Origin of the sequence: Luteibacter sp. 3190 (assembly GCF_031456385.1) — a bacterium.
GTDB lineage: Bacteria > Pseudomonadota > Gammaproteobacteria > Xanthomonadales > Rhodanobacteraceae > Luteibacter.
The window spans coordinates 1,691,397-1,704,775 of sequence record NZ_JAVDUO010000001.1; the positions used below are offsets into that span (position 1 = coordinate 1,691,397).

At 66.9% G+C, this 13,379-nt stretch carries 15 protein-coding genes and 1 tRNA gene; 9 read left to right on the forward strand and 7 right to left on the reverse strand.

Going from position 1 to position 13,379, the window contains the following annotated elements; translation table 11 throughout:
• The first annotated feature begins 146 nt into the window (after positions 1-146).
• The 6 genes from rnt (at position 147) to phoU (ending at position 5,561) form a co-directional block, all read left to right on the forward strand.
• A complete protein-coding gene (rnt, locus tag J2X58_RS07650; protein WP_090175879.1) occupies positions 147-815 on the forward strand; it encodes a ribonuclease T in 669 nt (222 codons plus the stop codon).
• A 146-nt stretch (positions 816-961) separates the two neighbouring features.
• Positions 962-1,978 carry a phosphate ABC transporter substrate-binding protein PstS gene (gene pstS / locus J2X58_RS07655; protein ID WP_090052762.1) on the forward strand — a complete coding sequence of 339 codons (1,017 nt, stop codon included), beginning with the start codon at positions 962-964 and terminating at the stop codon, positions 1,976-1,978.
• A gap of 120 nt (positions 1,979-2,098) precedes the next feature.
• Positions 2,099-3,130, forward strand: coding sequence for a phosphate ABC transporter permease subunit PstC (gene pstC / locus J2X58_RS07660; protein ID WP_090052760.1), 1,032 nt, complete (start codon positions 2,099-2,101; stop codon positions 3,128-3,130).
• Complete coding sequence (gene pstA / locus J2X58_RS07665) at positions 3,130-3,999, forward strand: phosphate ABC transporter permease PstA (protein ID WP_090052758.1); 870 nt, start codon at positions 3,130-3,132, stop codon at positions 3,997-3,999. The genes pstC and pstA overlap by 1 nt, the downstream gene beginning before the upstream one ends.
• A gap of 82 nt (positions 4,000-4,081) precedes the next feature.
• On the forward strand, positions 4,082-4,825 hold the full coding sequence (gene pstB, locus J2X58_RS07670) for a phosphate ABC transporter ATP-binding protein PstB (RefSeq protein ID WP_255364499.1): 744 nt from the start codon (positions 4,082-4,084) through the stop codon (positions 4,823-4,825).
• Positions 4,826-4,847: 22 nt separating this feature from the next.
• A complete protein-coding gene (phoU, locus tag J2X58_RS07675) occupies positions 4,848-5,561 on the forward strand; it encodes a phosphate signaling complex protein PhoU (RefSeq protein WP_090175885.1) in 714 nt (237 codons plus the stop codon).
• Positions 5,562-5,696: 135 nt separating this feature from the next.
• Here phoU and sugE read toward each other — a convergent pair whose 3' ends face one another.
• From sugE to rnr, 4 genes are all read right to left on the reverse strand, one after another.
• On the reverse strand, positions 5,697-6,011 hold the full coding sequence (gene sugE / locus J2X58_RS07680; RefSeq protein WP_090175886.1) for a quaternary ammonium compound efflux SMR transporter SugE: 315 nt from the start codon (positions 6,009-6,011) through the stop codon (positions 5,697-5,699).
• Between the two features lie 202 nt (positions 6,012-6,213).
• The gene (locus tag J2X58_RS07685) at positions 6,214-6,483 is read right to left on the reverse strand and encodes a hypothetical protein (protein ID WP_090052751.1); all 270 of its coding nucleotides are present in this window, start codon (positions 6,481-6,483) and stop codon (positions 6,214-6,216) included.
• On the reverse strand, positions 6,480-7,226 hold the full coding sequence (gene rlmB, locus J2X58_RS07690) for a 23S rRNA (guanosine(2251)-2'-O)-methyltransferase RlmB (protein WP_090052749.1): 747 nt from the start codon (positions 7,224-7,226) through the stop codon (positions 6,480-6,482). The genes J2X58_RS07685 and rlmB overlap by 4 nt, the downstream gene beginning before the upstream one ends.
• On the reverse strand, positions 7,223-9,685 hold the full coding sequence (rnr, locus tag J2X58_RS07695) for a ribonuclease R (protein WP_310047906.1): 2,463 nt from the start codon (positions 9,683-9,685) through the stop codon (positions 7,223-7,225). The genes rlmB and rnr overlap by 4 nt, the downstream gene beginning before the upstream one ends.
• Before the next feature lie 219 nt (positions 9,686-9,904).
• On the opposite strand from rnr, the gene J2X58_RS07700 reads away from it, so the two are divergent.
• Positions 9,905-9,989: transfer RNA gene (locus J2X58_RS07700), tRNA-Leu, on the forward strand.
• Between the two features lie 71 nt (positions 9,990-10,060).
• Here the strand turns inward: J2X58_RS07700 and J2X58_RS07705 are convergent.
• Positions 10,061-10,282: a hypothetical protein gene (locus J2X58_RS07705; RefSeq protein ID WP_310047368.1), complete on the reverse strand. Its 222-nt coding sequence runs from the start codon at positions 10,280-10,282 to the stop codon at positions 10,061-10,063.
• 135 nt (positions 10,283-10,417) lie between these two features.
• Here J2X58_RS07705 and arsH point away from each other — a divergent pair, with 135 nt between their 5' ends.
• Positions 10,418-11,155, forward strand: coding sequence for an arsenical resistance protein ArsH (gene arsH / locus J2X58_RS07710; protein WP_310047370.1), 738 nt, complete (start codon positions 10,418-10,420; stop codon positions 11,153-11,155).
• Between the two features lie 10 nt (positions 11,156-11,165).
• On the opposite strand, the gene J2X58_RS07715 is transcribed toward arsH, so the two are convergent.
• Both J2X58_RS07715 and J2X58_RS07720 read right to left on the reverse strand, forming a co-directional pair.
• Positions 11,166-11,840, reverse strand: coding sequence for an NAD-dependent epimerase/dehydratase family protein (locus J2X58_RS07715; protein WP_310047373.1), 675 nt, complete (start codon positions 11,838-11,840; stop codon positions 11,166-11,168).
• A gap of 61 nt (positions 11,841-11,901) precedes the next feature.
• Positions 11,902-12,711 (reverse strand): TetR/AcrR family transcriptional regulator, encoded by an 810-nt coding sequence (locus J2X58_RS07720; protein ID WP_310047374.1) that lies wholly within the window; start codon positions 12,709-12,711, stop codon positions 11,902-11,904.
• On the opposite strand from J2X58_RS07720, the gene J2X58_RS07725 reads away from it, so the two are divergent.
• Positions 12,622-13,353, forward strand: coding sequence for an SDR family oxidoreductase (locus J2X58_RS07725; RefSeq protein ID WP_310047376.1), 732 nt, complete (start codon positions 12,622-12,624; stop codon positions 13,351-13,353). The two genes, J2X58_RS07720 and J2X58_RS07725, sit on opposite strands and share 90 nt — an antisense overlap.
• The last annotated feature ends 26 nt before the right edge of the window (positions 13,354-13,379 follow it).

Genomic DNA, 13,379 nt, shown 5'->3' on the forward strand with positions numbered 1-13,379 from the left:
GTCCGAAAAACCTCAACGGGGCCAACGGCGCGAAGAATGGGCCGCGGCGTTTACGGTTCGATGCCGTTTTTGTGACAGAACGGCGACACGAGCACGTTTCCTTAACGCCCGTGCCCGTAGGGGCGCCGGACTGATATCCTTCGTGGATGGATACGACGAGTAACAGCACCGCTACGACCATGGCCGGGCGGTTCAGGGGATTCCTTCCGGTGGTGGTCGACGTGGAAACCGGCGGCTTCGACGCCGAGCGCGACGCCCTGCTGGAGATCGCCGTCGTCACCATCGCGATGGAACCGTCCGGGCTGCTGGTGCCCCAGCCGGTCGTGGCGGCGAACGTCGAGCCGTTTCCCGGCGCGAACATCGACCCGCGCTCGCTCGAGGTCACCGGCATCGATCCGGACCACCCCTTCCGCGGCGCCCTGCCCGAGCGCCAGGCGCTGGATCACGTATTCAACGCGGTGCGCGAGGCGGTGCGGGTCGCCGGCTGCCAGCGCGCGGTGCTGGTCGGCCACAACGCCGCCTTCGACCTCGCCTTCCTCAACGCGGCCGTGCGCCGCGTGGCGCACAAGCGCAACCCGTTCCATCCTTTCAGCTGTTTCGACACGGCCACCCTCGGTGGCCTGGCCTATGGGCAGACGGTGCTGAGCAAGGCCGTGCTGGCGGCGGGCATCGACTTCGACACCCGCGAGGCCCACTCGGCGATCTACGACGCAGAGCGCACCGCCGAACTCTTCTGCGAGATCGTCAACCGCTGGCGGCGGCTGGAGCTCGCCGCCGCCGAAACAGCCGTTCCGCTGGTCGCGCAAGGCGCTTGAGGGATTTCGTAAGTTCCTGAATATGACAGCAAAGCGGCGGGTGTCATACCGCTGAAACATTCGGTACGTCTCATTGCAACACGGCAGGGCTGGAATACGGCCCCGGGCGGGCCTCGCCCGACACTTTCTCCACCGAGGATCACTCCGTGTTCACACGCAAACTCCGTATTGCCGCGCTGGTCGCCGCCTCCATCTTCGGCATGGGCGCCGCTCAGGCCACCGACATTACCGGTGCCGGTTCGAGCTTCGTCTATCCCGTCCTCTCGAAATGGTCGGCCAAGTACGCCGAGGCTACGGGTAACAAGCTGAACTACCAGTCCGTGGGCTCGGGCGCCGGTATCGCCCAGATCAAGGAAGGCACCATCGACTTCGGCGCCTCCGATGCCCCGATGAGCAGCGAAGACCTCACCAAGTTCGGCCTGGGCCAGTTCCCCAGCGTCGTCGGCGGCATCGTGCCGGTGGTGAACATCCAGGGCATCCAGGCGGGCCAGCTGAAGCTGACCGGCGCCGTGCTCGCCGACATCTACCTCGGCAAGATCGCCCGCTGGAGCGACCCGGCGATCGCCGCGCTTAACCCGGGCGTGAAGATCCCCGACGTCAAGGTGACGGTCGTGCACCGCTCGGACGGTTCGGGCACCTCGTTCAACTTCACCAACTACCTGTCGAAGGTGAGCCCGGAGTGGGCCTCGAAGGTGAAGTTCGGCACGGCCGTCGAGTGGCCGGCCGGCGTGGGCGGCAAGGGTAACGAAGGCGTCGCGCAGTACGTGCGCCAGATCCCGGGCTCGATCGGTTACGTCGAATACGCCTACGCGAAGAAGAACAACATCGCCTTCGCGCAGATGCAGAACGCCGCCGGCAAGTGGGTGCAGCCGAACGCCGAGTCGTTCGGCGCCGCCGCCGCCACGGCCGACTGGGCCTCGGCCAAGGACTTCAACGTGATCATGACCAACGCCTCGGGCGACCAGGCATGGCCGATCACCGCGACGACCTGGATCATCATGTACAAGAAGTCGAAGAACGCGTCGCACACCAAGGTGGCGTTCGACTTCTTCAAGTGGTCGCTCGAGAAGGGCCAGGCCGACGCCGCTTCGCTCGACTACGTCGCGCTGCCGGCCACGCTGTCGCAGAAGATCCAGGCCTACTGGGCTTCGGACTTCAAGTAATCGGCCGGTCCCTGCCATCCGGCTGACACATCGGCCGGTCAGGGTTACGACCTACCGGGGTCGCCGCCTCCTCGCGGGGCGGCGACCTTCAAGCTTGCAAGAGCCAGGAATCGCATTCGCATGCACGCCACCGTCAGCACCGCCGTTCCCAGCGCCGAACGCGCTTCCGAAGCGGCCCGCAACGCGAAGGACTCGCGCGACGACCGCCTCTTCGGGTGGGTCCTCAAGGGTTGTGCCCTGCTCGTCCTGCTGGCGCTCGTCGGCGCCGCCGGGTCCACGCTGTGGCTCGGCATGGACGCCTTCCATACCTTCGGCTTCGGCTTCCTCACCAGTGCCGCCTGGGACCCGAGCAACGACCAGTACGGCGCGCTCGTGCCGATCATGGGCACCGTGGGCACCGCGTTCATCGCCCTGCTCTTCGCCGTGCCGGTGAGCTTCGGCATCGCCCTCTTCCTCACCGAGATCGCCCCGCAGTGGCTGCGCGGTCCGGTCAGCTCCGCCATCGAACTGCTCGCGGGCATCCCGTCGATCATCTACGGCATGTGGGGCCTCTTCATCTTCGCGCCGTTCGTCGCCGAGCACGTCAAGCCGTGGCTGATGAACAACTTCAGCGCCGATCCGCCCGACGGCCAGGTCTCGTGGATCGTGCAGCACGTGCCGTGGGTCGCGAAGTTCTTCGCCAGCGAATATCCGTTCTTCGGCGCGGGCGTCTTCACGGCCGGCCTCGTGCTGGCGGTGATGATCATTCCCTTCATCTCCTCGGTGATGCGCGAGGTGTTCCAGACGGTGCCGACGCGCCTCAAGGAATCGGCATACGCCCTGGGCTCCAGCACGTGGGAAGTGGTCTGGGACATCGTGGTGCCCTATACGCGCACGGCGGTCATCGGCGGCATCTTCCTCGGCCTCGGCCGCGCGCTCGGCGAGACGATGGCGGTGGCCTTCGTGCTCGGCAATACCTTCAAGTTCTCCTGGTCGCTGCTGGAGACGGGCAGCTCGATCGCCTCGACCATCGCCAACCAGTTCGGCGAGGCGCAGGGCCTGCAGCGCTCGGCGCTGATGGCGCTGGCCTTCCTGCTCTTCGTGGTGACCTTCATCGTGCTGCTCATCGCGCGCCTTATGCTGCGCCGCCTGGCCACGAAGGAGGGCAAGTAATGTCCACGGCCCTCTACACCACGCGCCGGATCAAGAACGTCATCGCGATGGCGCTGAGCATGGCGGCCACCGCGATCGGCCTGCTCTTCCTGGCCTGGATCCTCTGGGAGACCCTCAGCCAGGGCATCGCCGGCCTGAAGCCGCAGCTGTTCACCAAGATCACCGCGTACCGCGAGGAAGGCGGTCTGGCCAACGCCATGGTCGGCAGCCTGATCCTCAACATCCTCGGCATCCTGATCGCCACGCCGATCGGCGTGGCCGCCGGCACGTGGCTGGCCGAGTACTCGATGCGCTCGAAGCTCGGACCCACCATCCGCTTCCTCAACGACATCCTCCTGTCCGCACCGTCGATCGTGCTGGGTCTGTTCGTGTACACCGTGGTCGTGCTGCCGTCGAAGTGGCTGACCAACGGCGACGTGACGTTCTCCGGCATCGCCGGCGGCATCGCGCTGGCCCTGATCGCCCTGCCCGTCATCGTGCGCACGACCGACGAGATGCTCCGCCTGGTGCCGGGTACCCTGCGCGAGGCCGCCCTTTCGCTCGGCGTACCGCAGTGGAAGCTCACGATGCAGATCCTGGTCCGCGCGGCGCGCTCCGGCATCGTCACCGGCGTGCTGCTGGCGCTGGCCCGCATCAGCGGCGAGACGGCACCGCTGCTCTTCACCGCGTTCGGCAACAACTTCATGACGTTCAACCCGATCGACAAGATGCCGAGCCTGCCGCAGGTCATCTACGAATACACGAAGGACCCGAGCCCCGACATCAACGTGCTCGCCTGGGCCGGCGCCTTCGTCCTCACCATGTTCGTGCTGGCGCTCAGCCTGATCGCCCGCTTCGCCTTCTCGCGCTCCAAGGTGTCCCATGACTAACATGAACGAAGTCGCTTCCCAGCCGGGCTTCGGCACGTCGCCCCATGCCGCGACCGCGGACCTCGACCAGGCGGCGCCGAAGATGGTCGCGCGCGACGTGAACTTCCACTACAACGATTTCCACGCGCTCAAGCACATCTCGATGGACGTGCCGGAGAAGAAGGTGACGGCCATCATCGGCCCGTCCGGCTGCGGCAAGTCCACCCTGCTGCGCATCTTCAACCGCATCTACGCGATCTATCCGGGCCTGCGCGCCAGCGGCGAGATCATCCTCGACGGCGAGAACATCCTCGACCCGAAGTACTCGCTCAACCGCCTGCGCAGCAAGGTGGGCATGGTGTTCCAGAAGCCCGTGCCGTTCCCGATGACCATCTTCGAGAACGTCGCCTACGGCATCCGCCACCACGAGAAGCTGTCGCGCTCGGAGATGGAAAGCCGCGTCGAACAGGCGCTGCGCGGCGCCGCGCTGTGGGACGAGGTGAAGGACAAGCTCAAGAACAGCGCGCTCGGTCTGTCCGGCGGCCAGCAGCAGCGTCTGTGCATCGCGCGCGGCATCGCGCTGAAGCCGGAAGTGCTCCTGCTCGACGAGCCGACCTCGGCGCTCGACCCGATCGCGACCAGCCGCATCGAGCAGCTGGTGGAAGAGCTGAAGAAGGATTTCACGATCGTCATCGTGACGCATAACATGCAGCAGGCCGCGCGCGTCTCCGACATGACCGCGTTCATGTACATGGGCGAGCTGATCGAATTCGACCGGACGGAAAAGATCTTCACCAAGCCGGACAAGAAGCAGACCGAAGACTACATCACCGGCCGTTTCGGCTGAGCCCCCGACTCCGAGGCAAGCGATGAACACCACGCACCAGCACATCATCAAGAGCTACGACGACGAACTGAAGCGCCTGACCCGCGAGATCGTCCGGATGGGCGAGCTCGCCATCGCGCAGCTCGAAGCCGCCATCGACGTCGTCGAGCGCCGCGACGAGCGCGCGGCGCAGCGCGTGGTCGACAACGACGACGCCATCGACTCGCTCGAGCAGGAAGTCAGCCAGGACGTGGTGCGCCTGCTCGCGCTGCGCGCCCCGATCGCCGGCGACCTGCGCAACGTGTTCGCCGCGCTGCGCATCGCCGCCGACATCGAACGCATCGGCGATTACGCTGCGAACGTGGCCAAGCGCTCGATCCCGCTCAGCCGCGTCGCCCCGATCACCGCGGCCGGCGGCCTCGCGAACCTCGCCGAACTCGCCGCCGACCAGCTGCGCAACGTGCTCAAGGCGTACGACGAGCAGGACGCCGAGGCGGCGTACGAAGTGTGGAAGTCCGATGCCGAGCTCGACGAGGCGTACACCGTGGTGTTCCGCGCCCTCCTCACCTACATGATGGAAGACCCGCGCAACATCACGCCGTGCACGCACCTGCTGTTCATGGCGAAGAACATCGAACGCATCGGCGACCACGCGACCAACATCGCGGAGAACGTCTGGTTCGTGGTGCACGGCGAACCGCTGGTCGCGCCGCGCACGAAGCGCGACACGACCGCGAATCCGGATTTCGAGAAATAAGCGCCGAATCGTCGTAGGAGCGCGCCCTGCGCGCGACATCGTTTCGCGAAAGCGTCGGGGGCCTGCGCGCCTGGCCTCAAAAGATGTCGCGCGCAGGGCGCGCTCCTACCGGCGACGGCACGCGACCGATCGTGCTCAGGCCGTCAGCTTCAGCCCGACGATACCCGCCACGATCAAGCCGACGCACAGCAGCCGCAACGGCTGCGCGGATTCGCCAAACAGCACGATCCCGAGCGTCACGGCACCCACGGCGCCGATGCCGGTCCACACGGCGTAGGCGGTGCCGAGCGGCAGTTTCTTCGCCGCGAGCGCGAGCAACACGATGCTGACGACCATCGCCGCGCCGGTCAGCACGCTGGGTACGAGGCGGGTGAACCCTTCGGTGTATTTGAGGCCGATGGCCCAGCCGATCTCGAACAGGCCGGCGACGACGAGGACGATCCAGTACATGGCTTGACTCCGCGTTGCGCGGGGTCGTCCCCGAAATCGACAGGCGCCGGCGGGTCGTCCCGCCAGGCGGCATCGCGCGATGCCATCATGCATTTTACGGCGTCAGCCTGACCGCGCCGTAACCCGTGTCGTCGATGCGATCGGCCGCCCGCCTAGCGAAGGGTGGGAGCCGATCGTATCGGCGATACGAGCCGCGACGGCGTCAGGGCACGACGGTAGCGGCTTTCCTCGCCCGCACGCCCCGCACGATCCCGTAGACGCTGATCAGGAACCACGCCAGCTCCTGCAGGAACGCCGACAGGTTGAACATGCCGAAGATCAGCGACAGCAGGATGCCGAAGGCGCCCACCAGATTCATCCACTGATAGGGATACCCCTGCCCCGAGAGCTTGTGCGCCTGGAGCAGGAAGAACGCCAGGAGCACCAGCGCCACGCCGATCAGGCCGGCCCAGTCGTGCCAGAACAGGTTCATCGCTTGACTCCTCGCTGACGCAGCGCCTCGAACAGGACGATGCCGGTGGCCACGGACACGTTGAGGCTTTCCATGCCCCCGGGCATCGGAATCTTCGCCACGAAGTCGCAGGTCTCGCGGGTGAGACGACGCATGCCGTCGCCCTCGCTACCCATCACCAGCGCGACCGGCCCCTTCAGGTCGATGTCGTAGATCGACTGGTCGGTGTCGCCGTCCAGCCCCGTGATCCACACGCCGGCGTCCTTCAGCAGCCGCATGGCGCGCGCGAGGTTGGTCGCCGCGATCACCGGCACGAGATCCGCGCCGCCGGCGGAGGCGCGCCGCACCGTCGGCGTGATGCCCACGGCTCGATCCTTCGGCACCACGACCGCCGTGACGTTCGCCGCCGCCGCGCTGCGCAGGCACGCGCCAAGATTGTGCGGATCGGTCACGCCGTCGAGGACCAGCACCAGCGCATCGGCGCCGGCCTTCTCGAGCAGCGCGGGCAGGTCGTTCTCGCCACGCAGCGGCGGCGTTTCGTAACGCGCGATCACACCCTGGTGGCGGGCCTCGCCACCGAGCTTCTCGAGCTGCTCCTTGCCCACCGGTTTCACGGGCAGGCCCAGCTTGCGGGCCTGCGCGGCGATCTCGTTGACGCGCGCGTTCTTCGAATTCTGCTCGATCAATACTTCACGGACACGATCCGGGTCGTTGGCGAGGGCGCCTTCGACCGGATTGATGCCTACGATCCACGTCTCGCTCATACCTGCGGCTTGCTCCTGGGTTTACGCGGTGCGGTCTTCGCCGCCGTCTTCGCGGTGGCACGCTTCGCCGGTGCCCTGGGCTCCGGAGCGGCCTTCTTCGTCGCCGCCTTCGCGGCGGTCTTCTTGGGGGCGGCCGCGGCCGGCTTCGTCTTCGTGCCGAACAACTTGCCGACGGCTTTCTTCGCGGCGCGGCCGATGGCCTTGCCGGCGGCCGCCATGCCCGAACGCGGTGCCGGTGCCGGCGGCGGCGCGAGCACCGGCGGAGGCGGCTTCGGCAGCGCGTCGAGGCGCGCGACCAGACGGAAGTCGATCTTGCGATCCTCCAGGCTCGCGCGCAGCACCTGCACGCTGACGTAATCACCGAGACGGTAGCGCGCCCCCGTGCGCTCACCCGACAGCAGGTGACGCACCGGATCGAACTTGTAGTAATCGTTCGGCAGCTGCGACACGTGCACCAGCCCCGAAACGCGCGACGCCGCGAGCTCGACGAACAGGCCGAACGACGTGACGCCCGTGATCGTGCCGGCGAATTCCTCGCCGACGTGCTTCTCCATCCAGGCGCACTTGAAGCGCTCGTCCACGTCGCGTTCGGCCTCTTCCGCACGACGCTCGCGCTGCGAGCAATGCACGGCCATGGAGGCCATCTGCGCTTCGCTGTACGTGTAGTCGGCCGGCTTGCCCTTGGTCAGCGCGTAGCGGATGGCGCGGTGCACGAGCAGGTCGGGATAGCGGCGGATCGGCGAGGTGAAGTGCGCGTACGCGTCGAGCGCGAGGCCGAAGTGGCCCTGGTTCTCGGGGTGGTACACGGCCATGCTCTGCGCGCGCAGGAGCACCGACTGGATCAGCTCGGCCTCGGGACGGTCCTGCACTTTCTTCAGCAGCGCCGAGAAATCGGCCGGGGTCACTTCGTCCGCCGGCGGCATCTTGAGCTTGAACTCGCGCAGGAACTGCAGGAGGTCTTCGTACTTCTCGGCCGGCGGTGGCGCGTGCACACGATACAACGCGGGAATCTTGCGCTTCGAGAGGAACTTCGCCGCCTGCACGTTCGCGGCGATCATGCATTCCTCGATGAGCTTGTGCGCGTCGTTGCGATCGGTGGCGCCCATCGACACGACGTCGCCCGACGGCGCGAGGCGGAACTTCACCTCCGGCGTCTCGAAATCGATCGCACCGCGGCGCTTGCGCGCCTTCGCCATCGACTTGTACAGCTTGTAGAGCGTCTCGACCTGCGGCAGCACGTCCGCGATCTCGTCGCGCACGTCGGCGTCGCGCTCGCCGACGGCCTGCCAGACCTTGTTGTACGTGAGGCGCGCATGCGAGTACATCACCGCCTCGTAGAACTTCGACCGCACGACCTCGCCATCCTCGTCGACCTCCATGTCGCACACCATGCAGAGGCGTTCGACCTTCGGATTGAGCGAGCAGATGCCGTTGGACAGCGTCTCGGGCAGCATCGGCACGACGAAGCCGGGGAAATACGTCGACGTGCTGCGGTCGTACGCTTCGACGTCGAGCGGCGTGCCCACCGGCACGTAGTGCGACACGTCCGCGATCGCCACGATGAGACGGAATCCACCGCCCTTCAGGGACTCGGCATAGACCGCGTCGTCGAAGTCGCGCGCATCCTCGCCGTCGATCGTGACCAGCGGCAGCTTGCGCAGGTCGACCTTGCCCTTGCGCTCTTCCGCGGTGACCTTCGGCTCGACCTCCTCCGCCTGGCGGACGACCTGCGCCGGCCATTCGTGCGGCAGGTCGTGGCTGGCGATCGCCATCTCCACCACCAGCGACGGCTGCAGGCGCTCGCCCAGCACCGCGCGAATGGTGCCCAGGGGACCACGGTGCGGCGTCGGCGGATCGGTGATCTCGGCCACGACGATCTCGCCCGAGCGGGCACCCGCGTCGCGACCGGCGGGAATCATGATGTTCTGGTGCAGGCGGCGGTCGTCGGGTTCGACGAGCGTCACGCCGTTCTCCACCACCACGCGCCCGACCAGGCGCGGCGAGCGGCGTTCCAGCACCTCGACGATCGCGCCCTGCCGGCGTCCGCGACGGTCGATGCCGACGACGCTGGCGAGCACGCGGTCGCCGTGCAGCACGCTGCGCATCTGCGACGGCGACAGGTAGAGGTCTTCGCCGCCCTCGTCGGGCCGCAGGAAGCCGTAACCCTCGGCGTTGGCGATGACGCGGCCGGGAATGAGGCTGAGCTTCTGCGCCGGCGCGTAGCCGCCGCGGCGGTTCCGGAGCAGCTGCCCGTCGCGGACCATCGCGCCGAGGCGCCGGTCCAGCGCATTGATCTCGTAATCGGTGAACAGGCGCAGCGCGCGCGCGATGTCCTCGGCCATCAGCAGCTCGCCGCGCTCCTCGAGCAGGGCCAGGATCGCCTCGCGGCTGGGAATGGGCTTTTCGTAGCGCTGCGCTTCGCGATCGGCGTGGGGATCGACGACCGCGGGGGCCGGCATGCGGTCGCGGTACTTCGCCAGCGCCTTGCCGGGTCGGCTGGCCTTGGCTTTGCGGGGGCCGTGACCGGCTTCCGCACCTTTCTTTTTCTTCGTCACGTAAGGACCTTTGAAGGGGGACGCGAAATAGTTTCACATCCTGAGTGCAAAATCGTTGACAAGTTTCCCCGACCTACCTAATCTACGCGGCTCACGGGGCGGCAACATCGCTTCGGGACACCTGCCCAGGTGGCGGAATTGGTAGACGCACTAGTTTCAGGTACTAGCGGGTAAAACCGTGGAGGTTCGAGTCCTCTCTTGGGCACCAATTATAGACGAAGCCCCGCAGCGATGCGGGGCTTTGTTGTTTTCAGGGTTTCGTATTCGCGCGTCGCGCTTTCAGCGCCGCGATTTCACCACCATCAGCACGATGAGCGCCGCGGTCAGCGCGAGCTTGATCGAGGCGTCCATGACGCGATGCGCGCCACCGGCGGAGAGCGCCGACGACGCGATCATCAGCGCGACGTACGCGGCGATCGCCAGCCACCCTTCCCAGCTTCGGGGCCCGATGCCCCAGCCCACGCGTTTCCTGCCGAACCATGCCTTGCCCGTCGCATTCATGACCGCACGCCCTCCGAAGCAGTGATCAGGCGATGCTAGCGCGGCACCGGGCGGTACGCCACGTGGCGAGCCTGCGTCGATTGCCTCGTCATTTCGATAAAACTAGAATAATCGAGACTGATGCCGGGCATGCCGATGACAACCACCGTACCGCACCTGGAAATCGACCACCTTCCCCTGCCCGACGCTGCGCGACTGCGGACGCCGGACGACGGCGGCCATCCGCCGCGGATCCTGATTCTTTACGGCTCCCTGCGCCCGGTGTCGTATTCGCGGAAGCTCGCCCTCGAGGCGGAACGCGTTCTGCGGCACCTCGGTGCCGAGACCCGGGTGTTCGACCCGCACGATCTTCCGATGCTCGACAGCGTCCCGGCGAGCCATCCGGAGGTCCAGCGCCTCAGGGAGCTCTCGCTGTGGTCCGAGGGACAGGTATGGATAAGCCCGGAGCGGCACGGCACGATCACCGGCGTGTTCAAGAACCAGATCGACTGGCTGCCGCTCGACGACGGTAGCGTGCGGCCGACGCAGGGGCGCACGCTCGCGGTGATGCAGGTATCGGGCGGCTCGCAGTCGTTCAACGTGGTCAACGCGCTGCGCGTGCTTGGCCGCTGGATGCGGATGGTCACGATCCCCAATCAGTCGTCGGTCGCGAAGGCCTGGCAGGAGTTCGACGAGGACGGACGGATGAAGCCGTCCGCTTATTACGATCGCGTGGTCGACGTCATGGAAGAGCTCGTGAAGTTCACGCTGCTGGTGCGCGGCAGGAGCGACTACCTGGTGAGCCGCTACAGCGAACGCAAGGGCGACGCGGCGCAACGGCGCCTCGCGGAAGCGGCGGGCGCGGTGGAGGCGCCCGCGCGGGATCGTTCGTGATTCGTGCCGGTCAGAACGACCGGGCGAGTTCCTTCATCCGGCCATTCTCCAGAACGACGACTCCCCTCTCCCCGTCGTCCTGCCTCGACACGGCGACGAACGCGCGTGCGATGTCGTCCTGATCGACGACGCCGAACTTGCCCGGCACGAGGCGGCCCAGCCACGCGACGTAACCGGGCGTGTGAACGTTGCCGGCGATGATGCCCGGGCGAAATATCGCGAGGCGCGGGAAACCGACCGCTGTTACCGCCTCTTCCTTCAGACCCATGACCCTGACGTAGCGGAACCTGCTTCGCGACGTACTGCCGACGGCCGACAGGAGCGCGAAACGATCGACGCCGCCAGCGCGGCAGCCGCGAGCGAAAGCGCCGACGATACCGACTTCCAGGGCGATCAATGCGTCTTCCGACCACTTCAGGCTGCCGGCGCCGACGCCGACGCACGAGGCGCCGACGACCGGCTCGCCCGATGCCTGCATGTCGCGCGCCAGACGCGCCACGGCGTCGGCGAAGGAAACGGACGACGTGTCGAGCGTGACGTGGCGAAGGCGGGCGTCGGTGGAAGGGCCGACATCGCGGCGGTTGATCTGCACGACTTCCGCGCACGTCGGCTCGGCGAGCAGTGAACGCACGACGGCGGCACCGACCTGCCCCGTGCCTCCGATGATCAGCACCCGAAATGCCATCGCCCACCCCTTACGATCATGTTGAGGATATTCCCGCCACACGACGGTACGCCATCCCGCGTCACGGCTCGACCGGACGGGCCGATGCCTGCAGGTACGCACGACACATGACCGGGAGTTCCGTTCGAAGCATCGCGAGCGCGCGCGGCGATACGTCGTTTTCGAGTATCGCGCGCACGACGCCGCCGAGCATCGCGCGAAACGCGTCGGTGACACGCGCAAGGTCGTCGAAGCGGACGTCGCTGGCGGTGGCGAGCATGCGTGCGATGGGCGCCTCGCATCGGGCGCAGATGTCACCCATCAGGTCGGTCGTCTCCAGTTCGGTGGCGACCACATAAAGGACCTGCGCACCCGGCAGGTGGCGCATCTTGGCGTCGAGATACGCGTGAACCAGACCGTCGGACATCTCGGCGAGGGGCAACCCCCGGTAACGATCCGAGGCGGTCTCGAGCGCGCCGACGACATCGTCGAGGTAATCCTCGAGCACCGCGTACAGCAGGGCGTCCTTGTGCGGAAAGTACTGGTACATCGTGCCTACCGATACCCCTGCCCGGCCGGCCACCCGCGTCGTCGTCAGACCCGCGAGTCCATCGGAGAGCAAAACCTGAATCGTCGCCTCGAAAATGGCCTCCACCGTGGCGGCCGAACGGGCCTGGCGCGGTCGTTTACGGGGTTTCAGGGCGTGCTCGGGGGCGGCGGGCATATGCGAATGGGAAAGGCAGGCGGCGATACCTAAGTCGAGGGATGGGGATACCCCGCCCGTATTCAACAAGGAACCGCCATGAATCACCAAGACCGCGTCACCCTCGTCACCGGTGCCAACAAGGGCATCGGTCTGGAAGTGGCCCGCCAGCTCGGCAAGGCCGGCCATCGCATCCTCCTCGGCGCCCGCGACGCCGGCCGCGGCCAGGCCGCCGAAGCCACGCTGCGTGGCGAGGGGATCGACGTCCGCTTCGTTCCCCTGGACCTCGGCGACGAGGCCTCGCTGACCCGGGCGGCCGCCGACATCGAGGCCAACGAGGGGCGGATCGACGTCCTCATCAACAACGCCGGCGTGGCGCTCGAAGGCGACGGCAACGTGGCGTCCGCGAACCTGGACGCCGTGAAGCGCGTCTTCGATACCAACTACTTCGGTACCGTCGCGGCGACGCAGGCGCTGCTGCCGCTGGTGAAGAAGTCGGCCGCCGGCCGCGTGATCAACGTCTCCAGCCGCCTCGGCTCGATCACCTACAACGCCGACCCGGCCTGGGAATTCGCCGCGGTGAAGCTGCTCGGTTACAACGCGTCGAAGGCCGCGCTGAACATGTTCAGCGTGATCCTCGCCGACGAGGTCAGGAACGACGGCATCACCGTCCATGTCGCCTGCCCGGGCTACACGGCCACCGACCTCAACGGCAACAGCGGCTCGCAGACGCTGGAGGAAGGCGCCGAAGAGATCGTCCGGCTCGCATCGACCGCGAACCCGGCGCCCACCGCGTCGTTCACGGGTCGCGAAGGCCCGGCTCCGTGGTGATGCGCAGTACGCACTGAGCGGAATCG

Coding starts and splice junctions, on each gene's coding strand:
- rnt (WP_090175879.1), top strand. CDS start 147: ATGGATACGACGAGTAACAGCACCGCTACGACCATGGCCGGGCGGTTC.
- pstC (WP_090052760.1), top strand. CDS start 2,099: ATGCACGCCACCGTCAGCACCGCCGTTCCCAGCGCCGAACGCGCTTCC.
- pstA (WP_090052758.1), top strand. CDS start 3,130: ATGTCCACGGCCCTCTACACCACGCGCCGGATCAAGAACGTCATCGCG.
- pstB (WP_255364499.1), top strand. CDS start 4,082: ATGGTCGCGCGCGACGTGAACTTCCACTACAACGATTTCCACGCGCTC.
- phoU (WP_090175885.1), top strand. CDS start 4,848: ATGAACACCACGCACCAGCACATCATCAAGAGCTACGACGACGAACTG.
- sugE (WP_090175886.1), bottom strand. CDS start 6,011: ATGTACTGGATCGTCCTCGTCGTCGCCGGCCTGTTCGAGATCGGCTGG.
- J2X58_RS07685 (WP_090052751.1), bottom strand. CDS start 6,483: ATGAACCTGTTCTGGCACGACTGGGCCGGCCTGATCGGCGTGGCGCTG.
- rlmB (WP_090052749.1), bottom strand. CDS start 7,226: ATGAGCGAGACGTGGATCGTAGGCATCAATCCGGTCGAAGGCGCCCTC.
- rnr (WP_310047906.1), bottom strand. CDS start 9,685: ATGCCGGCCCCCGCGGTCGTCGATCCCCACGCCGATCGCGAAGCGCAG.
- J2X58_RS07705 (WP_310047368.1), bottom strand. CDS start 10,282: ATGAATGCGACGGGCAAGGCATGGTTCGGCAGGAAACGCGTGGGCTGG.
- arsH (WP_310047370.1), top strand. CDS start 10,418: ATGACAACCACCGTACCGCACCTGGAAATCGACCACCTTCCCCTGCCC.
- J2X58_RS07715 (WP_310047373.1), bottom strand. CDS start 11,840: ATGGCATTTCGGGTGCTGATCATCGGAGGCACGGGGCAGGTCGGTGCC.
- J2X58_RS07725 (WP_310047376.1), top strand. CDS start 12,622: ATGAATCACCAAGACCGCGTCACCCTCGTCACCGGTGCCAACAAGGGC.
- J2X58_RS07720 (WP_310047374.1), bottom strand. CDS start 12,711: ATGGCCGGCCTTGCCGAGCTGGCGGGCCACTTCCAGACCGATGCCCTT.